This is a genomic window from Caballeronia sp. J97 (assembly GCF_905220305.1).
In the GTDB taxonomy this organism is placed as follows: domain Bacteria; phylum Pseudomonadota; class Gammaproteobacteria; order Burkholderiales; family Burkholderiaceae; genus Caballeronia.
Window position 1 is genome coordinate 643,131 of the sequence record NZ_CAJMZL010000001.1, and the last position, 23,019, is coordinate 666,149.

Here is a 23,019-nt window from a genome sequence, read left to right on the forward strand (position 1 = left end):
CGCGTGAGACTGAAAGCGTTATGCTGTCGGCCCTTGTTCATCGCCTTCGCCCGACATGACCGACCATCGACTCAGACTCGATCACCTGGTGATCGCCGCATGCACGCTGGAAGAAGGCGCGCTATTCGTCGCCCGGAAATTCGGCGTCGAGACGGCGCCGGGCGGCGCGCATCCGCTGATGCGCACACACAACCGGCTGCTGAATCTGTGGGGCGGCGCGTATCTCGAAGTGATCGCGGCCGATCCGCTGGCCGCGCCCGTCGATACACCGAGGCCGCGTCTTTTCGCGCTCGACGATCCGGCGATGCAGCGCCGTCTCGAAACTCACGGCCCGCAGCTCGTGCACTGGGTCGTGCGCGTGGACCGGCCTAAGTCGCTCGCGCGCTGGCGTGAACAGTATCCGGACCGCATCGCGCCCGTCGCGGCGATGTCGCGCGGCGGCAATACGTGGGAGCTGACCGTCCCCGACGACGGCGCGTTTCCCGCGTGGCAGGACGCAGGCGATGGCGTGCTGCCTTCGCTGATCCAGTGGGACACGCCGCGCCATCCGAGCGGCGCGCTGCCGGAAACGGGCATCGCGCTGCGAACGCTGACGGGATTTCATCCGCACGCGCAAGCTGTCTCGGAGCAGCTCGCCTGGCTCGGCGCGACGCATCTGTTGCGCGTCGAGCAGACGGCGGGCGCGCCGGTGCTGGTCGCGCAGTTCGATCTGCCGGACGGCTCGACGCTGACGCTCGGCGAATCGGCGGAAGAGGCGCAGGCGCGCGAGGAAGAAGCGCAGCAGGCGTCGAAGCGCCGTCGCACGAAAAAGGCGGAAACGCCGGCACAACCCGAATCATCCGACTGACGCTCGCGCGCCGGTACAACAAGGAGACACCTCACGATGAAGACCCGCGAAACCGAAGGCATGTTGCTCGGCCTGATCGGCGTCGTCATATTCAGCCTGACGCTGCCGATGACGCGCATCGTCGTCGCGGAGGTGCATCCGCTGCTGAACGGCCTCGGACGCGCGCTCGTCGCGGCCATTCCCGCCGCCGCCCTGCTCGCGTGGCGCCGCGAAAAGCTGCCGACCTGGCCGCAGGTCAAGAGCCTCGCGGTCGTCGCGCTCGGCGTCATCATCGCGTTTCCGGTGTTTTCGGCCTGGGCGATGAAGACCGTGCCCGCCTCGCACGGCGCGGTGGTGAACGGCCTGCAGCCGCTGTGCGTCGCGATCTATGCCGCGTGGCTTTCGCACGAGCGGCCGTCGAAGGCATTCTGGGCGAGCGCGGTCGCCGGCAGCGCGATCGTCGTCGCATTCGCGCTGCAGGCGGGCGGCGGCGGGCTGCAGGCCGGCGACCTGCTGATGCTCGTCGCGGTCGGCATCGGGGCGCTCGGCTATGCGGAAGGCGCGCGGCTCGCGCGTCAGATGGGCGGCTGGCAGGTGATCTGCTGGGCGCTCGTGCTCTCCGCGCCGTTTTTGCTGTTGCCGGTCGGCTGGCTGGCGTGGGCGCAATTGTTCGGCAGCCACGCGACGCACCCCGAGTCGCTCGCGCTCAAGACCTGGCTCGCGTTCGGCTACGTGACGCTGTTCTCGCAGTTCATCGGTTTCTTCGCGTGGTACGCCGGGCTCGCGATGGGCGGCATCGCGCGCGTCGGGCAAGTGCAACTGCTGCAGATTTTCTTCACGATGGCGTTCTCCGCGCTCTTCTTCGGCGAACACGTGAGCGCATCGACGTGGCTGTACGCGGCCGCCGTCATCGTGACGGTCGTGCTCGGCCGCAAGGCCGCCGTGCGTCCCGCGCCCCTCCCGGGCGTCCTGCCGGACCGACGCACGCAAGATGACGCACTCGCGCGATAATTGCGGATTGCAGTTTCCACGCCCAGATTCAAAAACTCGCGGCCCGCGCCGCGAGAGACATAACCCCAGAGACAACCGAGGCATTTCATGAATCAAGCCGATCTCCGCGCCACGCCGTGGCAACTCTCCGAACGCGCACGCAAGCTCACCAGTTCGGCGATTCGCGAAATCCTGAAGGTCACGGAGCGGCCGGAAGTCATTTCCTTCGCGGGCGGCTTGCCCTCGCCTGCGACGTTCCCCGTCGAGGAAATGCGCCACGCCTCGGAACGCATCCTGCGCGATCAGCCCGCCGCCGCTCTCCAGTACAGCGCGACTGAAGGCTACATGCCGCTGCGCGAGTGGATCGCCGCGCGCTACTCGGTGCAGGGCGTGCATATCCGCCCGACGCAGGTGCTGATCACGACGGGCTCGCAGCAGGCCCTCGATCTGCTCGGCAAGACGCTCGTCGATCCGGGCAGCCGCGTGCTGGTCGAAACGCCCACGTATCTCGGCGCGCTGCAATCGTTCTCGCTCTTCGAGCCGCATTACGTGCAGGTGCCGACCGATGAATCGGGCCTGATTCCCGAACGGATGGATGCCGCGCTCACCGCCGACGCGCGCCTGCTCTACGCGCAGCCGAATTTCCAGAACCCGACCGGCCGCCGCCTGCCGCTCGAGCGCCGCCGCGCGCTCGCCGCGTTCGCGCAGAAGGCGTCGTTCCCGGTGATCGAGGACGATCCATACGGCGCGCTCGACTACGCGGGCGCCCCGCTGCCTACTCTGCTGTCGATGGCGCCGGATCACATCGTGCATCTCGGCTCGTTCTCGAAGGTGCTGGCCCCGGGCCTGCGCGTGGGCTACATCATCGCGCCCGAAGAATTGCACTTCAAGCTCGTGCAGGCGAAGCAGGCGACCGATCTGCACACGCCGAGCCTCACGCAACGCATCGTGTACGAGGTGGTGAAGGACGGCTTTCTCGACACGCACGTGCCCAAGATCCGCGCGCTCTATCGCGATCAATGCCAGGCGATGCTCGACGCGCTGGAACGCCACATGCCCGCCGGCGTCGAATGGAACCGGCCGGAAGGCGGCATGTTCGTGTGGGTGAAGCTGCCGCAGCACATCGACTCGATGAAGCTGCTCGAACAGGCGATCGCGCAAAATGTCGCGTTCGTGCCGGGCGGCCCGTTCTTCGCGAACGAAGCCGAGCACAATACGATGCGCCTCTCGTTCGTCACGGTGCCACCCGCGACGATCGACGAAGGCGTGGCCAAGCTCGGCGCGCTGATCCGCGCGAGCATCTGATTTTCCGGGGCGCGCTTGCGGACTTCGCGCCCTTTCATCCCGTTTCCAGTTACGAGGAGCAACCGATGGCATCGAACGTGTACGAAAAGCTGAAGGAACTCGGCATCGAACTGCCCGCCGCGGGCGCGCCCGCCGCCGCTTATGTGATGAGCGCGCAAAGCGGCAACACGGTGTATCTCTCCGGACACATCGCGAAGAAAGACGGCAAGGTGCATGTCGGCAAGCTCGGCGACAACATCACCACGGAAGAAGGCAAGGCGGCGGCGCGCAGCGTCGCCATCGACCTGATCGCGACGCTGCATGCGCACGTCGGCGACCTGAACCGCGTGAAGCGCATCGTCAAGGTGATGAGCCTCGTGAACTCCACGCTCGATTTCACCGAGCAGCATATCGTCACGAACGGCGCGTCCGAACTGATCGCCGACGTGTTCGGCGATGCGGGCAAGCACGCGCGCTCCGCATTCGGCGTCGCACAGATTCCGCTCGGTGCATGCGTCGAGATCGAGTTGATCGCGGAAGTCGCGTAACGCGTCTCGCGTCGCTCGCAAGCGAAACCCGACGCGCTCGATGCCGTCGGGTTTTTTTGTGTCTCATCGAAATCGATCGAATCCCATGTCCTCACGCACTGTCCAGTTCAAACAGGTCGACGTCTTCACGCCGCTTCCGTTCAAGGGCAATCCGCTCGCGGTGATCTTCGACGCCGAAGGTCTTTCGACGGAACGCATGCAGGAAATCGCGCGCTGGACCAACCTTTCGGAGACGGCGTTTCTCTTTCCGCCGACCGATCCGCGCGCCGACTATCGCGTGCGCATTTTCACGACGGCGGTCGAGTTGCCGTTCGCCGGTCATCCGACGCTCGGCAGCGCGCACGCGCTCATCGATGCGGGCTACACGCCGAAGACACCCGGCCGGCTCGTGCAGGAGTGCGGCGTCGGGCTCGTGACGCTCGCCGAACGCGACAACGGCGAGTGGGCGTTCGCCGCGCCGCCCGCCACCATCGCGCCGCTGACCGATGCGCAGAACGCGCGGCTCGCGACGTCGCTCGCGCCCGCCGTAATCGATTTCAGTGCTCCGCCCGCCGCCGTCGACAACGGCGTGCCGTGGCTCGTCGTCCGCGTGAAAGATGCGGCGCAATGTCTCGCGCTGTCGCTGCAAGGCAGCGCGCGCGAAGCGCTCGGGGCGCTCGTTGCGGAAGCGGGCACGCACGGCATCGCCGTCTATGGCCCGCACGGAGCCGGCGGCGTTGCGACCTTCGAACTGCGCGTGATCCTGCTCGGCGCGGAAAACATCGAGGACCCGGTGACGGGCAGTGCGAACGCGGCACTCGCGACACTGCTGACGCAACAGGGCAAGCGGCCCGGCGCGTCGTTCACCGTGCGGCAAGGCACCGCGCTCGGCCGCGCCGGCCACGTGAACATCACGTTCGACGACGCGGCGCCGGGCGCACCAATCTGGATCGGCGGCGCGTCGGTAACTGTGATCGACGGCACATTCCGCATCTGAAACAATGACCTACGCGCGGTTCAACGCCGCGCGTATACCCCCAAGCGCGGCCCCTTTCACAAATCTGGAGGCTTCGCTAATATCTGAACAATCGGGGATCAGAATGTAATCGCGGTTCCACATCGGCGGACAACAGGCGTCGTGAGAATGAACCGCTCGCGCCGCGGCGCAAACGTATGCTCTTAACAACACCGAATCCTCGCCATCCCGCTCACGCCGGACTTCGGGCGCTGTCGCAGGAAATGGCTCGCCGAACGGCCGTGGCGCGCTCTTCTGTCGTGGATCAGAACGTGGACCGGGTCTTGGACAAACCATCCGCCGGTCATCGGCTGCACGCCGCGCGCGGTATATTGATTCGTTTCGGTCAAACGCCTCAAGACATGCATCGCTTCATTCATCTCGCGCAGTTCGCGGCACGCCGTGCACTGCGCGACAAAGCGCCAAGCAACGCGACATGAAGCGCACGCGCTCCCACGCCCTCTCCGACTCCATCCTTGGCGCGCCGTCGGCGCGGCGTCGGCGTGCGCTGCTCGCGATTCCCGTGCTCGGCACTTTCGTGCTGGTGCTTCTGTGGGCGGTCATCTTCGCCCGGCTCTCGGTCGAGCGCGAGGCGACGACGCATGAATCGATGGCGTCCGCCGCGATTCTCTCGTCGGCGCTAGAACAGCACACCATCAAGGCGATTCATCAGGTCGACCAGATCACGCGCTTCGTCAAATACGAGTACGAGAAGTCGCCCGACAACTTCGACCTGATCGCCACGGTCGAAAAAGGCGTCGTGCAGAGCGACACGCTCGTGCAGGTCTCGCTGATCGACGAATACGGAACGCTGATCGCCAATACGTCCGATCCGCATCCGAAACCGATCGATCTGTCCGACCGCGAGCACTACAAGGTCCACGCGCATTCGAACGACGATCTGCTCTACATCAGCCGCCCGGTGCGCGGCCGCGTATCCGGGCTCTGGACCTTGCAGATCACGCGGCGGCTCAATCATCCGGACGGCTCGTTCGCGGGCGTCGTGGTCGTGTCGGAAGACCCGGCCTATTTCACGAGCGACTTCTATAACGTCGCGTCGATCGGGCACGAAGGCGTGATCGCCGTCGTGTCGGACAACGGCTCCGTGCTCGCGCGCAGCACCGGCGGCAGCCTCGCCGAAAACGCCGCCGCCAACGCCGCCGCCAAAACCAACACGCACGCCGTCCCGGCCGAGCGCGTCCACGGCGAGTTCAGCGCGAGCGGCGTGTATCCGACGGCGGACCATGCGTCGGGCATCTACGTCGATCCGATCGACCACGTGAAGCGCATCGTGTCGTACCGGCATATCGACGGCTATCCGCTCGGCGTGCTCGTCGGTCTCTCCGAACGCGAGGAGATGATCGACTACAACCACACGCGCAACGTCTATCTGCTGATGGCGAGCTTCATCTCGCTCGCGATGCTCGGCTTCTTCGCGGTCGCGACGGGTCTCATCGGCAAGCTGCTCGGGCGCGAGCGCGAGATGACGCATCTCGTCGAATACGATCTGCTCACGGGCCTGCGCAACCGCTACTCGACGCTGCGCGCGCTCCGGCAGGACGTCGCGCAGCCGGAGAACATCGGGCGGCTCGCGCTGCTCTTCATCGACCTCGACAACTTCAAGACGGTCAACGACACGCTCGGCCACAACGCCGGCGACATCGTGCTGCAGATGACCGCGTCGCGGCTCGCGGAGACGGTCGGGCAGAGCGGCACGCTTTCGCGCATCGGCGGCGACGAGTTCGTGGTCGTCGTCAAGGGCGACGATGTCGAACAGCGCGCCGTCACGCTCGCCAACGATATCTCGACGATGTTCGCCACGCCCTTCGATGTGCGCGGCAGCGCGTTCGTGCTGCATGCGAGCATCGGCATCGCGCTCTTCTCCGTATCGAACGAAAGCGAAATCGATCTGCTGAAGAAGGCCGATCTCGCGATGTACAGCGCGAAGGACGCGGGCCGGAACTGCTATCAGTTCTATTCGCCGCAACTGTCGCATCGCGCGGACCATCTGATGAAGTGGGAGCAGCAACTGCGCGTCGCGTTGACGGAGCAGCAGCTTTTCCTCGTCTATCAGCCGAAGGTCGATCTGACGCGCCGCTGCATCACCGGGTTCGAGGCGCTCGTGCGCTGGAACCATCCGCAACACGGACTGATTCCGGCCAACGAGTTCATTCCGGTGGCGGAATCGACGGGGCTGATCGTCGCCGTCGGCGATTTCGTGATTCACACCGCGTGCATGCAACTCGCGCAATGGCAGCGCGACGGTTACACGGGACTTTCGCTCGCCGTGAACATCTCGGCCGTGCAGTTCTGGCGCGGCGACTTGCTGGAGACGGTCGCACGCGCGATCGAAGCGAGCGGCATTCCGCCGGACAAGCTGGAGCTCGAAATCACCGAAACCGTGATGGTCGAATATCCGGAGCTCGTGCAGGAGAAGATCATCGCGCTGAAGCAACTGGGCGTACGCATCGCGCTGGACGACTTCGGCACGGGGTATTCGTCGCTGTCGTATCTGAACCGCTTCTCGGTCGACACGCTGAAGGTGGACCGCTCGTTCATTCAGGCGATTCCCGAAGACCGCAGCGTCGGCGTGATGGTGTCGGCGATCGTCAATCTGGCGCGTTCGCTCGGGCTGACGGTGGTTGTCGAAGGCACGGAGCGCGAGGAACAGATCGCGTGGCTCGCGGCGCTCGGGCCGGTGGAAGCACAAGGCTTCCTGTTCTCGCGCCCGGTGCCGGCGGACGGCGTCCAGGCGCTGCTCGACCGCTTCGGCGTGTGCGGATGGCCGCGCGGACAGTCGCCGCGCTCGCGCAAGGACGCGGGCCGCGAATCGAGCACCGCGCTCAGCGATGAGCGCGGCGGCTGAATCAGAAGCCGCGCGACAACACCGCCGTGCCGATCGTCACGACGCCCAGCACCAGATTGATCGCGACGAGCCGTCTCACGGTCCCGACAGCGCGCGCGCCGTCGGGCCAGTTCTGCGCCTGCACCGCGCGGCGAATGCGCGGAAACACGGCAAAGCGGATATGACCGAAGATCAGCATCATCACGATGCCGAGGCCGGCCATCGCGTGTAGCGGCCATGCCGCGTGGCCGCCGCCGAACTCCACGAGCAGAAAGCCGCCGCTCAGCAGAATCACGATCACTGCCGCGCCCACCCAGTTGAAAAAGCGCGCGAACACCGACTCCCAGAGCGGCAGGCGCAACTGCGGCGTGAGATCGCCGAGCGCGGGACGCAGGCAGAAATGCGCGAAGATCATCCCGCCTATCCAAACGGCTACGCCGAGCAAGTGCAGAAAGAGCGCCGCTTCGATGGCTTTGTTCATTGTGTTCCCGAGCTGACTTCGTTGACTTAAGTTTGGCCGTTCGACTAAGACACGGCGCATCAGTTCCAACCGGCTCGCGACAAGCGCAAAAAGAAACGCCTCGCCGCATGATCGCGACGAGGCGCTTTTCGACGCTGTCCGCGCGAGGCAATGCCTGAGTATCGGCATCGCCTCATGCGGGATCGAGGCGCATCAGCCCTCGAAAACCGGCCGCAGATCCGTCACTTTCAAGGACGAATCCGGCGCACGGCCCTTCCTCGATCGCTTGCCCAGATGCAGTTGCAACTGCGATCCACTGAGCTTCTCGTCTCTCACCTTCCCGCCGCGCCCGGTGCCGATCATCACCACGCCGCGCGCATCGATCGCGAGTGCCTGGCGCAGCGTCTCCTTCGGATCGAGGCCCATCAGAATGACGCCGCGTCCGCCGCCCGACAGCGTCTTCATCTCGTCCATGCCGAACACGAGAATGCGGCCCGTGCTCGACAGACACGCGACGTGATTCGCACCGGGGATGACGGGCATCGGCGCGAGCGGCGCCGCGCCTTCGTCGATCGTCATGAACGCCTTGCCGGCCTTTTGACGGCTCACCATGTCGCCCAGCTTCGCGATGAAGCCGAAGCCGTTGCTCGATGCCAGCAGCAATTGCTGCTCCGCATTGGCCGCGAAGTAGTGCAGCAGATGCGTGCCCGATTCGAGCTCGATCAGCGACGTGACCGGCACGCCGTCGCCGCGGCCGCCCGGCAGCGCGGAAACCGGCACCGAATACACGCGTCCCTTGCTGCCCCACGCGACGAGCGAATCCGGTGTGCGCGCCTGGAATGCCGCATAGAGACCATCGCCCTGCTTGAACGTGAAGCCCGCCGGATCGAGACCGTGGCCCTTCAGCGCGCGAACCCAGCCCTTCTGCGACACGACGACCGTCACCGGCTCGTCGACGACACGCGCCTCGAACGTCGCGCGCTTTTCCTGCTGGATGAGCGTGCGGCGATCGTCGCCGAATTGCTTCGCGTCGCCTTCGATTTCCTTGATGAGCACGCGCTTCATCGCGGCGTCGCTGTTGAGCAGCTCTTCGAGCCTGGTCTTTTCGTCGCGCAAATCCGACAGTTCCTGCTCGATCTTGATCGCTTCGAGCCGCGCCAGCTGACGCAGACGAATTTCGAGAATGTCTTCGGCCTGGCGGTCGGAGAGGTTGAAACGGGCGATCAGCGCCTGCTTCGGCTCCTCGGACTCGCGGATGATGCGGATGACTTCATCGATATTCAGGAAGACGATCATCCGTCCTTCGAGAATATGGATGCGGTCGTTGACCTTCCCCAGACGATGTTGCGTGCGCCGCGTGACCGTGACGAAGCGAAAGCCGATCCACTCGTGCAGGATTTCGACGATGCCCTTCTGACGCGGCCGGCCATCCGAGCCGATCATCACGAGGTTGATCGTCGCGTTCGATTCGAGGCTCGTGTGCGCGAGCAGCGAATTGACGAACTCGGTCTGATCGATGCGGCTCGACTTCGGTTCGAACACGAGCCGCACGGGCGCGTCCTTGCCGGACTCGTCGCGCACGGCGTCGAGCAGGCCGAGCATCGACTGCTTCGTCTGCGCCTGCTCCGGCGTGAGTGTCTTCTTGCCGAGCTTGATCTTCGGGTTGGTGAGTTCCTCGATTTCCTCGAGCACTTTCTGGCTCGATACGCCCGGCGGCAATTCCGTGATGACGACCTGCCACTGGCCGCGCGCGAGTTCCTCGATCTTCCAGCGCGCGCGCACCTTCAGGCTGCCGCGGCCGGTTTCATATGCCGTCGAGATTTCCGCGGGCGACGAAATGATTTGTCCGCCGCCGGGGAAATCCGGCCCGGGCAGCTTCTCCATCAAGCCGGTGTGGCCGATCTTCGGATCGCGGATCATCGCGACCGCGGCCTGCGCGACCTCGCGCAGATTGTGCGAAGGAATTTCCGTCGCGAGACCCACCGCGATACCGGATGCGCCGTTCAGCAACAGGAACGGCAGGCGCGCGGGCAAGAGCTTCGGCTCTTCGAACGAGCCGTCGTAATTCGGCATGAAATCGACCGTGCCCTGATCGATTTCATCGAGCAGCAAACGCGCGATCGGCGTGAGGCGCGCTTCGGTGTAGCGCATGGCCGCGGCGCCGTCGCCGTCGCGCGAGCCGAAGTTGCCCTGACCGTCGATGAGCGGATAGCGCATCGAAAAGTCCTGCGCGAGACGCACGAGCGCGTCGTACGCCGATTGATCGCCGTGCGGGTGATACTTGCCGAGCACGTCGCCCACCACGCGCGCCGACTTCACCGGCTTCGCGCCCGAGGCGAGGCCCATCTCGCTCATCGCAAAGAGAATGCGGCGCTGCACGGGCTTTTGCCCGTCGCAGACGTCGGGCAGCGCGCGGCCCTTCACCACGCTCACCGCGTAGTCGAGATAAGCGCGTTCGGCGTAATCGCCGAGCGTCAGTTGTTCGCCGTCCGGTGCGGTCTGCTCGGCGAAGAGATCGTCTGTGATTCCCATCGAATATCCGTTGTGCGTGTCTTGAGAGCGGGCTCAGATGTCCGCTTCGACCTCGTTGCCCTTTTCTTCGAGCCAGCTTCGGCGCGATGCCGCTTCGCCCTTGCCCATCAGCATCGTCATGCGCGAGACCGTGAGATCGAAGCCGAGATCGCCGAGGCTGACCGGCAGGAGGCGGCGCGTGTCGGGGTTCATCGTCGTGTCCCAGAGCTGCTCGGCGCTCATTTCGCCGAGACCCTTGAAGCGGCTGATGGTCCAGGCCGTTTCGCGCACGCCGTCCTTGCGCAGCTTGTCGAGGATCGCTTCGAGCTCGCCTTCGTCGAGCGCGTAGAGCTTCTGCGCGGGCTTCTTGCCGCGCGCGGGCGCATCGACGCGAAAGAGCGGCGGACGCGCGACGCACACGTGACCGCGCTCGATCAGTTGCGGGAAGTGCTTGAAGAAGAGCGTGAGCAGCAAGACCTGAATGTGCGCGCCGTCGACGTCCGCGTCGGACAGGATGCAGATCTTGCCGTAGCGCAGATTCGACAAGTCGATCTGATCGTCCGGACCGTGCGGATCGACGCCGATCGCGACGGCGATGTCATGCACTTCGTTGTTCGCGAAGAGCCGGTCGCGCTCGGTTTCCCAGGTGTTCAGCACCTTGCCGCGCAACGGGAGAATCGCCTGGAATTCCTTGTCGCGGCCCATCTTCGCGGAGCCGCCTGCCGAATCGCCCTCGACGAGGAAGAGTTCGTTGCGGGCGATGTCCGTCGATTCGCAATCGGTGAGCTTGCCCGGCAACACGGCGACGCCCGAGCTCTTCTTTTTCTCGATCTTCTGGCCGGCGCGCGTGCGCGCCTGAGCCTGACGGATCACGAGTTCCGCGAGCTTCTTGCCGTATTCGACGTGCTGATTGAGCCACAACTCCAGCGCGGGCCGCGAGAACGACGACACGAGCTTGACCGCATCGCGGCTATTGAGACGTTCCTTGATCTGCCCTTGGAATTGCGGATCCAGCACCTTCGCCGACAGCACGAACGACACGCGCGCGAACACGTCTTCCGCGAGCAGCTTCACGCCCTTTGGCTGCAGGTTGTGAATCTCGACGAAGTTCTTCACCGCCTGAAAGAGACCGTCGCGCAGGCCGGATTCGTGCGTGCCGCCCGCGGGCGTCGGGATCAGGTTCACATAGGATTCGCGCAGCAGCGTTCCTTCCTCGCTCCACGCGACGACCCACGATGCGCCTTCGCCCTCCGCGAAGGTTTCCTCGGTGTTCTTCGAGCTTTCGGCATAGCGCTCGCCTTCGAACAGGGGAATCAGCAAGTCGCTGCCGCCCATGCCTTCGAGCAGATAGCCGCGCAGGCCGTCGTCGTATTTCCATGTCTGACGCTCGCCCGTCTTCTCGATGACGAGCACCACTTCGACGCCCGGCAGCAACACGGCCTTCGAGCGCAAAAGGCGCTGCAACTCGCCGAGCGGCAGATTGGCGGAATCGAAGTACTTCGGGTTCGGCCATGCGCGCACGCACGTGCCGCTTTTCTTCGCGCCGCGCTCGGCCGGGCGCGTCGTGAGCGCTTCGACGACATCGCCATTGGAGAAGGCGAGCTGCGCGACCTTGTTGTCGCGCCAGACGGTGACTTCGAGACGCGTTGCGAGCGCGTTCGTCACCGACACGCCCACCCCGTGCAGACCGCCCGAGAACGTGTAGGCGCCGCCGGCGGCCTTGTCGAACTTGCCGCCCGCGTGCAGCCGCGTGAACACGATCTCGACGACCGGCACGCCTTCTTCCGGATGCAGGCCGAACGGAATGCCGCGGCCATCGTCGTCGACGGAGACGGAGTTGTCGTTGTGCAGTGTGACGGTGATCTGCTTGCCGTAGCCCCCGAGCGCTTCGTCGGAGGCGTTGTCGATCACTTCCTGGATGATGTGCAGCGGATTCTCAGTCCGCGTGTACATGCCCGGCCGCTGCTTGACCGGCTCCAGGCCCTTGAGCACCTTGATCGATGCTTCGCTGTAGCCGGCTGCCTTGGCGTTCATGACGAGGCGTCGACCTCGTTCAGTGCCTGTCGCCATTGCGCTGGATTTTTTCGTGGACATAGTTGAACGTTGATCCGGCTCTCGGGCGCGTTCGCGGGGACATGTCACGACGTGACGCCCGATCTGCCGGCAAATGCTTGATGAAAGTGCCTGGCCGGATGCGTTGAGAGCGAGGCGGAAAACCGCCCCGCCGATCCGAGCCGCGCTAGGAGAATAGCGGTTTTCGCTCGCCGCGCCCACCTCGGCGCGATAAAACGCGCTTCCTGCATGGCCGCTCGCGCACGATGCGCGTTCACGCTTTCGACACACGTGCGGCTCGCAAAAACGCTTACTTTCGTTTGGCTTCGAGTTCTTCCCAGCGTTCGAGCGCAACGAGCAGTTCCTCTTCGATCGCCGCGTGGCGCTCGGAAAGCCGCGCGCCTTCCTTCGCGTCCTTCGCGAAGATCGAACCGTCTTCGAGTTGCGCCCCGATCGTCTTCTGCTCTTCCTCGAGCTCCGCGATGCGCCCCGGCAGCGCCTCCAGCTCGCGCTGCTCCTTGAACGACAGCTTCACCGTGCGCTGCGCGTTGCGGCCCGCGGCGCTTTCCTTCGGTGCGTCGTCCTTCGGCGCTTCCTTCGCGCTCTGACGCGCCGCATCTTCCGCGATACGCTCCGAACGTTCGCGCTGAATCTGCCAGTCGGAGAAGCCGCCGACGTACTCGCGCCACTTGCCGCCGCCCTCCGCCGCGAACACCGATGTCACGACGTTGTCGAGAAACGCGCGGTCGTGGCTCACGAGCAACACGGTGCCGTCGTAATCGGACAGGAGTTCTTCGAGCAGTTCGAGCGTCGGGATGTCGAGGTCGTTGGTCGGCTCGTCGAGCACGAGCACGTTCGCGGGCCGCGCGAACAGGCGCGCGAGCAGCAGCCGATTGCGCTCGCCGCCGGACAGCGATTGCACCGGCGAGCGCGCGCGTTCGGGCGCGAACAGGAAATCGCCGAGATAGCTCATCACGTGCTTCTTCACGCCGTTGACTTCGACCCATTCGCTGCCGGGACTGATGGTGTCGGCAAGCGACTTGTCGAGATCGAGCTGCGCGCGCATCTGATCGAAATACGCAACCTGAATGTTGGTACCGCTGCGCACGCGGCCTTCGTCAGGCTGCAGCTCGCCGAGAATGAGCTTCAGGAGCGTGGTCTTGCCCGCGCCGTTCGGGCCGACGAGGCCGATCTTGTCGCCGCGCATGACGGTGGCCGTGAAGCGCTCGACGATCGTGCGTTCGCCATAGCGCTTCGTCACGTCGGTCAGTTCCGCGACGATCTTGCCGGACTTCTCGCCCTGCCCGACATCGAGCCTGACGTTGCCCTGGACGTTGCGGCGCTCGGCGCGCTCGTTGCGCATTTCCACGAGCCGCGCGATGCGCCCGACGCTGCGCGTGCGCCGCGCCTCGACGCCCTTGCGAATCCACACTTCTTCCTGCGCGAGCAGCTTGTCGAACTTTTCCTGCTCGACCTTTTCGACTTCGAGCTGTTGCGCCTTGCGCGTCTGATACGCGCTGAAATTGCCCGGATACGACAGCAGCCGCCCGCGATCCAGTTCGACGATGCGCGTGGCCACGCGATCGAGAAACGCGCGATCGTGCGTGATGAAGAGCAGGCCCGTGCGCAACGTGACGAGCAGTTCTTCCAGCCAGCGGATGCCGTCGAAGTCGAGATGGTTGGTCGGCTCGTCGAGCAGCAGCACGTCGGGCTGCACGACGAGCGCGCGCGCCAGCGCCACGCGCTTTTTCATGCCGCCGGACAGGTCGCCCGCGCGCGCGTCGCCGTCGAGGCCGATCTGCGCGAGCGTCGTCGCAACGCGCGTGCGCCAGTTCCAGGCATCGCGCGTATCGAGCGCCGATTGCAGCGCGTTCATGCGCGCGAGCAGCGCGTCGTGCTGCGCGCCTTCGGGCGTGTCGGCGAGCGCGTGCGCGACGGCGTCGTATTCGTCGAGCAAGGCGCGCGCTTCGGTGAGGCCGGAAGCGACGACATCGAACACGGAAGCATCGAGATCGAACTCGGGCTCCTGCGGCACGTAGACGGTCGTGAGCTCGCTCTGACGCGTGACAAGGCCGTCGTCGGGCGCGGCGAGCCCCGCGACGATCTTGAGCAGCGACGACTTGCCGGCGCCATTGCGGCCGATCAGCCCGACACGCTCGCCCGCTTCGAGCGTGAAGTCGGCGTGGTCGAGCAATGCGACATGGCCGAACGCGAGCTGCGCGTCCGAAATGGAATAAAGCGACATGGGAAAACCGGATGAGTGGCGAAGAATCGGGGGCGCACGCGAGAACCGATGGAAGCGGCCATTGTACCGGGCGCGGCGCGCGGCGACCCACGGCGCATCCGGCGCTGGCCGAACGGACGAGGCGCGCGGCCCCGGAAAGCACGAAGGCCGCCCGGACCCCGGTCCGCGGCGGCCTCTTCGCTTCTCGCGCCGAAACCAGCGCGTTACTTCACGTGCACCTTGATCGTCTGACTCATTTCCGGTCCATAGGAGCGGTGCGCGCCGTCGCCGAACTGCATCGTCAGCGTGTGATCGCCGGGGGGCAGCTTCACGTCGGCTTCGGTCTGGCCCTTGCCAAAGTGCAGCGACGTGTCGTTCGCCGGAATCACGGTGCCCTTCGGCAGCGGCTTGCTATCGATCAGCAGATGGTGATGGCCGGTGCCGTCGGTCATCGTGCCCGCCGGCGCCACCGACATGCCGTCGACGCCGAATTTCACGTGCACGGGGCTCGTGACGGTCGCGCCGTCCTTCGGCTCGACGAAATACACGCGCGCCTGCGCATGCGCCGCGCCGGCGTACTGCGCGAGCACGATCGCGCTCGTCAGCATCGCACCCAAGAGCTTTTTGTTCATCGTTCTCTCCATGTTGTGAAACCGGTCGATGGCGCGAGGCCTGCGCCGGAAACTCGAAAAGCATACACCGGGCTTTCGGAACATCGTAATCGAGGCCATCCTGCGGACGCGCAATACGGCACGGCGTCGCGTCCAAGGGATCGGTCGAGCAACGATCTCGCCGATTCCTGTAAGATGCCGGGTCGCCGCGCCGCGCATCGTCTTCGAGCGCACGCGGTCCGTTTATTTCTTTCGAATCAAGAGTCTGTCGTGAGCGAAGTGATCGAATACAAGAGCTGGGTCTGCCTGATTTGCGGCTGGATCTACAACGAAGGTGAGGGCCTGCCGGACGAGGGCATTCCCGCCGGCACCCGTTTCGACGACATCCCCGCCGACTGGCGCTGCCCGCTGTGCGACGTGGGCAAGGCCGATTTCGTCGTCGTCGAGTTCTGATGCGCTTCGCCGCGCTCCCGCGCGGCCGTGACGTTCCGTTTTTCAGCGCGCCACCGCGATCAGCTCGCGGCTCGTTTCGCCCGCCGGCGCGCGATTCCAGTCTCCGTACCAATCGATTCGCGCGAAACCCGCATCGTTCAACAGGCGCGCGAGTTCATCGAGCGTGCGAAAGCGCAGCTCGCTCGTGGCGCGGAGCGACTCTTCCGGCGTCGACATGAAGCGGCAATGCGTCGTGAACGCCGCGCGCCCGGTCGCGAGCGGATCGGGCTGCGCGTGCCGTTCCTGCCACACTTCAACCGTTTGTCCGTCCACCGTTTCGACACGTCGCGTCGACCGTTCGCGCGTCCAGTCTTCCCATGCGCGCGCCGCCGGATTGCGGCTTTCGAACGCGATCGCGCCGCCCGGCCGGATCGCCCGGCGTGCGGCCCTGAGCGTCGCGAGAAACGCGGCGTCGTCGAGAAAGACCTGCGCGACGTGGCCCGTCATGACGAGCAAATCCGCCGCGCCGACGAACGGCAGCGCGCTCGCATCGCCTTCGATCCACGTCACCTCGGGGCCTTCGGGGCGCGAGCGCGCCACGCGCAGCATCTGCGGCGACGGATCGATGCCCGTCACCCGATGACCGCGCTTCGCCAGTTCGCAAGCGAGCAGTCCGGTGCCGCAGCCCAGATCGACGATATGCCCCATGGACTCCGCCAGCGCGAGATAGAACGCCGTATCGGGCGCGAACGGATTGAGGGCGTCGTACAGCGCGACGAGGCGCGGATCGTCGTAGAGCATCAGCGGCTCTGATACGCGAGTGCGTCGCGCATCGGCTGGCTGCCGACCATGATCGGGCCGGTGAACGGCGTATCGAGATCGAGGATCACGAGCACCGCCGAGGCGATCGACAGCGCGCCGAGCATGATCGTCACGAGCGAGAGCGCGTTGCGCGGCGCGATCAGCCCGAAGCACAGAAAGATGATGAGCAGCCAGCCGACGAGAATCCGGTCGAACGGATAGGAAATCGAGCCGTGCGCCTCCTCGATCAGCTTCCAGCGCAGCGCGATCAGCTGCTCGAAACGCGCGGCGGCCTCGGCGGCGAGCTGGCGATGATAGTCGTCGCGCGGATCGAGCATGCGCACGTCGCGCTGAGCCTCGCGCAGCATCGCGCCGAGCGTGCTGCTCGCGAGATTGTCGGTGCTCTTCGACGGTTCGACGTTCGGGTAATCGCCCGCCGGGCGCGGCTCGCCCGGCCAGGTGCTCGCGATCGCCGCGGCCGTGTACTTGCGCAGGAGATCGCGCGCGTGATCGAGCTCGCCGCCGTAATCGCGCATCGTGCGGTCGAGCTCGATGATCGAAGTGGCGTAGCTGCGCATGTCGCTGTTGGTCGTGTCGAAAATCGTTTTGGCCGATGCGGTCAAAAGGCCGAGCACGAGCGCCGCGAAGGTGACCAGCATGCCGACGAGCAACTGGATCAGTTGCACCGTTTCCTGCGCCTTGTGTTCCTCGGGCAGAAGCGGCCGCACGATCGCGCCGATGCCCGTGCAGGTCAACAGGAGAATGAAGACGAGCACCGCGGATTGGATTTCCGTCATGAGCGCGCGAGCCGTGATGGCGTGACCGGGGTGGTCGCATTATCGACGGGAAACCGCGCGCGGTTCAATGGGCGCGGAATACTGCCCGGAAGGATTGCGCGCGACGGCTGCCGACGCCGGGCCCAGGCTCGGACAGCGTCAAGTTCGGCGGATGCTGAAAAATAGAACACTCACGACTTACGTTTTGCCAACGAATTTTCGCTCGAACCTGTCTCAAAATAAATCTACCGTCTGGTCGGTTTATTAATAGAATGGCTGCTCGTCGGCGGCGTCCCCTTTCCGATTGCAGGGCCTGGACGACCGTCGCACGAAAACCCGACCGATGCGAACACTGGCGACAAAAGAACAAGACTTCGCAGCGACTATCCATTCTTTCCCGGAGACAAGTGCATGGACGAGCAGCAACTGGAGACGCTTCGCCTACAGCCCGACTTCACCCGACTGGTCGCAACGAAGACGCGACTGACATGGTCCCTCACCGCCGTCATGCTGACGGCGTACTTCAGCTTCATCCTGCTCCTCGCGTTCTCACCCTCGACGCTTGCGCTTCGTGTCGGCACCGGCACCGTGACGCTGGGCATTCCGGTCGCGGTGGCGTTCATCCTGCTGGCAATCGCATTGACGGCCGTCTACGTTTTCAAGGCGAACGGCTCGATCGACGCGCTGAACGAAACGTTGAAGGAGCAGCACGCATGAAGAACCCCGTCCCGATGATTCCTGCCGTCTTCACGACGCTCGTGCTCGCGTCGCAGTCCGCATTGGCCGCGGATGCGATTCAAGGACCGGTGAGCGCACGCCCGCTCAACTGGAGCGCAATCTCGATGTTCCTGGTCTTCGTGCTCCTGACGCTCTGCATCACGCGCTGGGCGGCGAAGCGCACGCGCTCGGCTTCCGACTTCTATGCGGCGGGCGGCGGCCTGACCGGCTTTCAAAACGGCCTTGCGATCGCGGGCGACATGGTGTCGGCCGCGTCGTTTCTCGGCATTACCGCGATGATCTTCGACAAGGGATACGACGGCATGATCTACGCGCTCGGCGTCGTGGCGGGCTGGCCGATCATCCTGTTTCTCATCGCCGAGCGGCTGCGAAACCTCGGCAAGTACACGTTCGCCGATGTGGTCTCTTATCGGCTCGCGCAACGTCCGGTGCGGATCGTCGCCGCGTGCGGCACGCTGACCGTCGCGATCATGTATCTCGTCGCGCAGATGGTGGGGGCCGGCAAGCTGATCCAGCTTCTCTTCGGGACGAGCTATCTCTCCGCGGTGATTCTGGTGGGTTGCCTCATGGTTCTCTACGTGATGTTCGGCGGCATGCTGGCCACGACCTGGGTGCAGATCATCAAGGCCGCGCTGCTGCTCGGCGGCGCGACCTTCATGGCCGTGATGGTGCTCGCATGGTTCGGCTTCGATCTCGAAGCGCTATTCTCCGGCGCGGTCAAGGCGCACGCGAAGGGTGAGTCGATCATGGCGCCGGGAGGCCTCGTCGCCAATCCGGTCGATGCCGTCTCGCTCGGTGTCGGGATGATGTTCGGCACGGCGGGTCTGCCGCACATTCTCATGCGCTTTTTCACCGTCGCCGACGCGAAGGAGGCCCGGAAATCCGTGCTCTATGCGACAGGCTTCATCGGCTACTTCTATCTGTTGATCCTGCTGCTCGGCTTTGGTGCGATCGTGATCGTCGGCACCGACGGCAGCTTCCACGATGCGGCGGGCAAGATCATCGGCGGCAGCAACATGGTGGCCGTGCATCTGGCAGGTGCGGTGGGCGGAAACCTGTTCCTCGGTTTCATCTCCGCGGTGGCGTTCGCGACCGTGCTGGCGGTCGTGGCGGGTCTTGCGCTTTCGGGCGCGTCCGCGGTCTCGCACGATCTGTACGCGAACGCGTTCCGCAAGGGCGCGGTAACGGAGGCACAGGAAATCCGCGTTTCGAAGATCGCGACGCTCGTCATCGGCGTGCTCGCGATCCTGCTCGGGATCATCTTCGAGAACCAGAACATCGCGTTCCTGTCGGGGCTCGTGCTGGCGATCGCCGCGTCAGCCAACTTTCCGGTCCTCTTCCTTTCGATGTTCTGGAAACGGCTCACGACGCGCGGCGCGGTCGCCGGCAGCCTGACCGGGCTGTTGTCGGCCATCGTGCTTCTCGTGCTCGGCCCGACGGTCTGGGTGCAGATCCTCAAGCACGATCACGCGATCTTCCCCTACTCGAATCCCGCGCTCTTCTCGATGACGTTCGCATTCGCGGCTGCCTGGTTGTGCTCGGTGCTCGATTCGTCGGCGCGTGGGCAACGCGAGCAGCAACGCTATGTGGGGCAGTTCGTTCGGTCGATGACGGGAATCGGGGCGTCTGGCGCGACAAGCAAGCATTGAATCCATTACGCATGCTCGCCGCGCGCTGGGTGGATGCGCGCGCGGCGAGGTTCGTCTGATGTTCGTCGGCACACAAAGGTCATCAACCGAACGACCCGATCGCCATTTCGACGAAGCGCTGAACCGAAGGCGCCCGCTCACGAGTCCTGTACGCCACGGCGAGCTCCGCTTCCTCGTGATACGCGTCGATCGGCCGAAACGCGACGTCGGCGGGCGCGAACGCTTTCATCGATTGCGGCACGAGCACGACGCCGTAGCCCGCCGCCGCCATGCACAGCGCCGTGATGAAATCGGCGACGCGATGGCGCGGCGCGGCATCGAATTCGCCGAGGCGGCCGAGGCTCGACAGGTTTTCCGCGAAGCCTTCGCTTTCGCTGAACTGAGGCACGATGAAAGCGGCGTCGCGCAACGCGTTCGGTTGCACCGTTTCCGATTCGGCCAGCGGATGGTCCGCCGCCAGCGCGATCATCAGTTGCTCGCGCATCACCACTGTCGCCGTCACGCCATCCGGATAGCGCGACCGTGAACGCAGCAGGCCCACATCGAGCCGGCCGTCGCGCAGGCTTTCGAGTTGCCGGGGCGTTTCCATCGCCGTGATGTCCATTTCGACCTGCGGGCACGCGACGCGAAAGCGCGTGAGCGTCGCCGGAAGCAGACCTGTGGACACCGCCGAGCCGACATACCCCAAGGACACATTCCCCACTTCGCCTCGCGCCGCGAGCCGGCCCACCGATTCCGCGCGTTCGAGCTGGCGGAGCGCGAGCAACGCCTCCTGCAAAAAGACCTCGCCCGCGTTCGTCAGCGTGACGGCCGCGCGCTTGTTGCGGTTCAAAAGCCGCACGCCGAGCGTCGTTTCGAGCTTTCTGAGCTGATCGCTCAGCACGGACTGAGCGACGTTCAGACGGTCGGCCGTGCGCGCGAAGTGCAGGTCTTCGGCCAGCGACACGAAGACCCTCAGTTGGCGACTCTCCATTTGTTCGCTTTTTCCGATCAAAAATTCAAGTTTAGACGGTTTAATCGAACACAGGAATGGCGTGAAATAGCGGCATCCCATCACACCGAGCCGAAAATGAACGCACCTGTCGAAGCAACCGTCGTCCAGCCGCCTTTCAGCATTCACCCGCATCCGCAGCACGCCCGCCTGCGCCGAATCGAACTCGATCAGGACGCCCTCGCGCGCTTTTTCGAGGCCGTGAAAAACGTCGACGTGCAGAACCTGCAATACGTGCCCTACATGCGCTTCATGCTGGCGCACGAGTTGAATGGCGCGCTCGGCGGCGCGTTCGGCGCGACGCTCACGCAGATCGCGCGCGATCGCTCGAGCGGAGGCTTTACCATCGGCGTGCAAGGCGCAACGTCCGATAGCGACGACTACGTCCGCTTCGGCACCGCCGTCGCCCATCTGCTCGGCCCGAGCAATCACGATGCGATGTCGGGCACCTACTACGCCCGCTTTCTCGTCAAGCACACCGACGCGAGCGATTCCTACCTGCGTCAGGCCTATCGCCTCTTCTCGCTGCACACCGACGGCACCTACGTCGAGGAAGAGACGCACTGGCTGCTGATGATGAAGTTCGACGAAACCAACGCGACCGGCGGCGAATCGCGCCTGCTGCATCTCGACGACTGGAGCGAACGCGACCAATACGCGCTCGATCCGATGGGCGCGCTGCCTTTCGTCTTCAAGGCGCCCGGTTCGAAGAACGTCGGCGCCGCCGTGGAGCGCCCGCTGTTCTTCCACTCGGAGTTCGGTCTGTCGATGTCGTTCATCGACCAGTTCGTGCAGCCGCGCACGCTCGCCGAAGCGCGCTATCTGCACGCGATGTCGCATTCGATGGAAACGTGCGTCGCGACGCGCGAAATCAGCTTGCCCGTTGGCGAATTGGTCGTCGCGAACAATTACTTCTGGGTGCATGGCCGGGCGCCGTTCGAGCAGCATCCCGCGCTGCATCGCGAACTGATGCGTCAACGCGGAGTGTTCGCCCAATGACCGCCCACGTCTCTCTGCGCAATGCCGATGCCGACGTGATCGTGATCGGCGGCGGCATCATCGGTGCATCCACCGCGATGCAGTTGACCGAGCGTTATCCGTCGCTCAAGGTGCTCGTGCTCGAAAAGGAAGACGCGCTCGCCGTGCACCAGTCGGGCCACAACAGCGGCGTGATTCACGCGGGCGTCTACTACGCGCCCGGCAGCCTGAAAGCGGACTTCTGCCGACGCGGCGCCGCCGCGACCTACGCGTTTTCCAAACGTCATGACATCGCCTTCGAACAGTGCGGCAAGCTGATCGTCGCAACCAGTGCGCTCGAAGTGCGGCGTCTCAAAGACCTGTTCGAGCGATGCAGGCAAAACCAGCTTCAGCCGCAATGGCTCGACCGCGATGAGCTGACGCGCGAGGAGCCGCGCATCGTCGGCGAAGCGGCGATTCGCGTTGCCTCCAGCGGCATCGCCGATTACCCGTCCGTGACCCGCGCGATGGCGCGCGTGGCGCGCGAAAACGGCGCGACCATTCTGCTCGGCCAGCAAGTCGTCGGCATGAGCGAGGACGATGAAGGCGTAGTCGTGACGACCACGAAGGCGCGGTTTCGCGCTAAGCACGCGATCGTCTGCGCGGGACTGATGGCCGATCGGCTCGCCCGCATGTGCAAGCTCGACGTCGACTTTCGGATCGTGCCGTTTCGCGGCGAATACTACCGGCTGCCGGCGTCGAAGAACGATCTCGTGCGGCACCTGATCTATCCGGTGCCCGACCCCGCGCTGCCGTTTCTCGGCGTGCATCTGACGCGCATGATCGGCGGCTACGTGACCGTCGGCCCGAACGCGGTGCTCGCGATGGCGCGTGAAGGCTATCGCTGGCGCGATATCGACATGGGCGATCTGGCCGACATGGCGTCGTTCGGCGGTTTCTGGAAGATGCTCAGGACGTATGGCTCGTCGGGCATTTCCGAGGTGCGCAATTCTCTTTGGAGAAGCGGCTATCTCGCGCTGTGCCAGAAGTATTGCCCCGAGTTGTCGCTGGATGATCTCGAACCGTATCCGGCCGGCGTGCGCGCGCAGGCCGTTTCGTCCAATGGTGCGTTGATTCACGACTTCCTGATTCGTCCGTCGAGACGCAGTCTGCATGTTTGCAACGCGCCCTCGCCTGCCGCGACCTCGGCGCTGCCCATCGGCGAATATCTCGTCGATACCTTCGCCAGCACATTCGGCGTCGCGCCGCGGCCTGAATTATTTATGTCGACATAAATAAAAATCAGCGCTATGCTGAATACAACCGGACA

The 23,019-nt window shown here is 64.8% G+C and carries 18 protein-coding genes and 1 pseudogene; 11 read left to right on the plus strand and 8 right to left on the minus strand.

The annotated features are described in order from the left end of the window. Positions 1 to 55: 55 nt before the first annotated feature. The 6 genes and pseudogenes from U4Y90_RS02905 to U4Y90_RS02930 form a co-directional block, all read left to right on the plus strand. Positions 56 to 721, plus strand: a pseudogene (locus U4Y90_RS02905) (VOC family protein); the annotation flags it as partial. Between the two features lie 162 nt (positions 722 to 883). After that, on the plus strand, positions 884 to 1,837 hold the full coding sequence (locus tag U4Y90_RS02910; RefSeq protein ID WP_321791993.1) for a DMT family transporter: 954 nt from the start codon (positions 884 to 886) through the stop codon (positions 1,835 to 1,837). A gap of 87 nt (positions 1,838 to 1,924) precedes the next feature. Beyond that, entirely contained in the window at positions 1,925 to 3,121 is a 1,197-nt protein-coding gene (locus tag U4Y90_RS02915; RefSeq protein ID WP_321791995.1) for a PLP-dependent aminotransferase family protein, read from the plus strand. A 65-nt stretch (positions 3,122 to 3,186) separates the two neighbouring features. After that, positions 3,187 to 3,648 (plus strand): RidA family protein, encoded by a 462-nt coding sequence (locus U4Y90_RS02920; RefSeq protein ID WP_321791996.1) that lies wholly within the window; start codon positions 3,187 to 3,189, stop codon positions 3,646 to 3,648. 85 nt (positions 3,649 to 3,733) lie between these two features. Continuing rightward, positions 3,734 to 4,624, plus strand: a complete 891-nt coding sequence (locus U4Y90_RS02925; RefSeq protein WP_321791998.1) for a PhzF family phenazine biosynthesis protein — start codon at positions 3,734 to 3,736, stop codon at positions 4,622 to 4,624. Between the two features lie 454 nt (positions 4,625 to 5,078). Continuing rightward, complete coding sequence (locus tag U4Y90_RS02930; RefSeq protein ID WP_321792000.1) at positions 5,079 to 7,508, plus strand: EAL domain-containing protein; 2,430 nt, start codon at positions 5,079 to 5,081, stop codon at positions 7,506 to 7,508. Position 7,509: 1 nt separating this feature from the next. Here the strand turns inward: U4Y90_RS02930 and U4Y90_RS02935 are convergent, their stop codons facing one another. The 5 genes from U4Y90_RS02935 to U4Y90_RS02955 form a co-directional block, all read right to left on the minus strand. Next, positions 7,510 to 7,968: a CopD family protein gene (locus U4Y90_RS02935; protein WP_321792002.1), complete on the minus strand. Its 459-nt coding sequence runs from the start codon at positions 7,966 to 7,968 to the stop codon at positions 7,510 to 7,512. A gap of 192 nt (positions 7,969 to 8,160) precedes the next feature. Beyond that, the gene (gene parC, locus U4Y90_RS02940) at positions 8,161 to 10,479 is read right to left on the minus strand and encodes a DNA topoisomerase IV subunit A (RefSeq protein WP_321792004.1); all 2,319 of its coding nucleotides are present in this window, start codon (positions 10,477 to 10,479) and stop codon (positions 8,161 to 8,163) included. Positions 10,480 to 10,512: 33 nt separating this feature from the next. After that, positions 10,513 to 12,492, minus strand: coding sequence for a DNA topoisomerase IV subunit B (locus tag U4Y90_RS02945; protein ID WP_321792006.1), 1,980 nt, complete (start codon positions 12,490 to 12,492; stop codon positions 10,513 to 10,515). 328 nt (positions 12,493 to 12,820) lie between these two features. Continuing rightward, on the minus strand, positions 12,821 to 14,755 hold the full coding sequence (locus U4Y90_RS02950) for an ATP-binding cassette domain-containing protein (RefSeq protein ID WP_321792008.1): 1,935 nt from the start codon (positions 14,753 to 14,755) through the stop codon (positions 12,821 to 12,823). Positions 14,756 to 14,958: 203 nt separating this feature from the next. Next, positions 14,959 to 15,366 (minus strand): DUF4399 domain-containing protein, encoded by a 408-nt coding sequence (locus U4Y90_RS02955; RefSeq protein WP_321792010.1) that lies wholly within the window; start codon positions 15,364 to 15,366, stop codon positions 14,959 to 14,961. Between the two features lie 249 nt (positions 15,367 to 15,615). On the opposite strand from U4Y90_RS02955, the gene U4Y90_RS02960 reads away from it, so the two are divergent. After that, the gene (locus U4Y90_RS02960; protein ID WP_321792012.1) at positions 15,616 to 15,798 is read left to right on the plus strand and encodes a rubredoxin; all 183 of its coding nucleotides are present in this window, start codon (positions 15,616 to 15,618) and stop codon (positions 15,796 to 15,798) included. Between the two features lie 42 nt (positions 15,799 to 15,840). Here the strand turns inward: U4Y90_RS02960 and U4Y90_RS02965 are convergent, their stop codons facing one another. Together U4Y90_RS02965 and U4Y90_RS02970 are read right to left on the minus strand one after the other, a co-directional pair. Next, positions 15,841 to 16,578, minus strand: a complete 738-nt coding sequence (locus tag U4Y90_RS02965; protein ID WP_321792014.1) for a class I SAM-dependent methyltransferase — start codon at positions 16,576 to 16,578, stop codon at positions 15,841 to 15,843. Then, the gene (locus tag U4Y90_RS02970; RefSeq protein ID WP_321792016.1) at positions 16,578 to 17,375 is read right to left on the minus strand and encodes a hypothetical protein; all 798 of its coding nucleotides are present in this window, start codon (positions 17,373 to 17,375) and stop codon (positions 16,578 to 16,580) included. Before U4Y90_RS02970 ends, U4Y90_RS02965 begins: the two co-directional genes overlap by 1 nt. Positions 17,376 to 17,765: 390 nt before the next feature. On the opposite strand from U4Y90_RS02970, the gene U4Y90_RS02975 reads away from it, so the two are divergent. Next, positions 17,766 to 18,071, plus strand: coding sequence for a DUF485 domain-containing protein (locus U4Y90_RS02975; protein ID WP_321792018.1), 306 nt, complete (start codon positions 17,766 to 17,768; stop codon positions 18,069 to 18,071). Further along, on the plus strand, positions 18,068 to 19,741 hold the full coding sequence (locus tag U4Y90_RS02980; RefSeq protein ID WP_321792020.1) for a cation acetate symporter: 1,674 nt from the start codon (positions 18,068 to 18,070) through the stop codon (positions 19,739 to 19,741). The genes U4Y90_RS02975 and U4Y90_RS02980 overlap by 4 nt, the downstream gene beginning before the upstream one ends. Before the next feature lie 82 nt (positions 19,742 to 19,823). Here U4Y90_RS02980 and U4Y90_RS02985 read toward each other — a convergent pair whose 3' ends face one another. Next, the gene (locus U4Y90_RS02985) at positions 19,824 to 20,714 is read right to left on the minus strand and encodes a LysR substrate-binding domain-containing protein (protein ID WP_321792022.1); all 891 of its coding nucleotides are present in this window, start codon (positions 20,712 to 20,714) and stop codon (positions 19,824 to 19,826) included. Here U4Y90_RS02985 and glaH point away from each other — a divergent pair, their 5' ends adjacent. Together glaH and lhgO are read left to right on the plus strand one after the other, a co-directional pair. Next, on the plus strand, positions 20,715 to 21,731 hold the full coding sequence (gene glaH, locus U4Y90_RS02990; protein WP_321792024.1) for a glutarate dioxygenase GlaH: 1,017 nt from the start codon (positions 20,715 to 20,717) through the stop codon (positions 21,729 to 21,731). Next, on the plus strand, positions 21,728 to 22,984 hold the full coding sequence (gene lhgO / locus U4Y90_RS02995; RefSeq protein ID WP_321792026.1) for an L-2-hydroxyglutarate oxidase: 1,257 nt from the start codon (positions 21,728 to 21,730) through the stop codon (positions 22,982 to 22,984). Before glaH ends, lhgO begins: the two co-directional genes overlap by 4 nt. Positions 22,985 to 23,019 lie beyond the last annotated feature (35 nt).

Excerpts from the sequence above, each read along its gene's own strand:
- U4Y90_RS02930 (WP_321792000.1), top strand. The coding sequence starts at position 5,079 with ATGAAGCGCACGCGCTCCCACGCCCTCTCCGACTCCATCCTTGGCGCG.
- parC (WP_321792004.1), bottom strand. The coding sequence starts at position 10,479 with ATGGGAATCACAGACGATCTCTTCGCCGAGCAGACCGCACCGGACGGC.
- U4Y90_RS02980 (WP_321792020.1), top strand. The coding sequence starts at position 18,068 with ATGAAGAACCCCGTCCCGATGATTCCTGCCGTCTTCACGACGCTCGTG.
- U4Y90_RS02925 (WP_321791998.1), top strand. The coding sequence starts at position 3,734 with ATGTCCTCACGCACTGTCCAGTTCAAACAGGTCGACGTCTTCACGCCG.
- U4Y90_RS02920 (WP_321791996.1), top strand. The coding sequence starts at position 3,187 with ATGGCATCGAACGTGTACGAAAAGCTGAAGGAACTCGGCATCGAACTG.
- U4Y90_RS02950 (WP_321792008.1), bottom strand. The coding sequence starts at position 14,755 with ATGTCGCTTTATTCCATTTCGGACGCGCAGCTCGCGTTCGGCCATGTC.
- U4Y90_RS02985 (WP_321792022.1), bottom strand. The coding sequence starts at position 20,714 with ATGGAGAGTCGCCAACTGAGGGTCTTCGTGTCGCTGGCCGAAGACCTG.
- U4Y90_RS02910 (WP_321791993.1), top strand. The coding sequence starts at position 884 with ATGAAGACCCGCGAAACCGAAGGCATGTTGCTCGGCCTGATCGGCGTC.
- U4Y90_RS02965 (WP_321792014.1), bottom strand. The coding sequence starts at position 16,578 with ATGCTCTACGACGATCCGCGCCTCGTCGCGCTGTACGACGCCCTCAAT.
- U4Y90_RS02915 (WP_321791995.1), top strand. The coding sequence starts at position 1,925 with ATGAATCAAGCCGATCTCCGCGCCACGCCGTGGCAACTCTCCGAACGC.
- U4Y90_RS02935 (WP_321792002.1), bottom strand. The coding sequence starts at position 7,968 with ATGAACAAAGCCATCGAAGCGGCGCTCTTTCTGCACTTGCTCGGCGTA.
- U4Y90_RS02970 (WP_321792016.1), bottom strand. The coding sequence starts at position 17,375 with ATGACGGAAATCCAATCCGCGGTGCTCGTCTTCATTCTCCTGTTGACC.
- U4Y90_RS02945 (WP_321792006.1), bottom strand. The coding sequence starts at position 12,492 with ATGAACGCCAAGGCAGCCGGCTACAGCGAAGCATCGATCAAGGTGCTC.
- U4Y90_RS02975 (WP_321792018.1), top strand. The coding sequence starts at position 17,766 with ATGGACGAGCAGCAACTGGAGACGCTTCGCCTACAGCCCGACTTCACC.
- lhgO (WP_321792026.1), top strand. The coding sequence starts at position 21,728 with ATGACCGCCCACGTCTCTCTGCGCAATGCCGATGCCGACGTGATCGTG.
- U4Y90_RS02955 (WP_321792010.1), bottom strand. The coding sequence starts at position 15,366 with ATGAACAAAAAGCTCTTGGGTGCGATGCTGACGAGCGCGATCGTGCTC.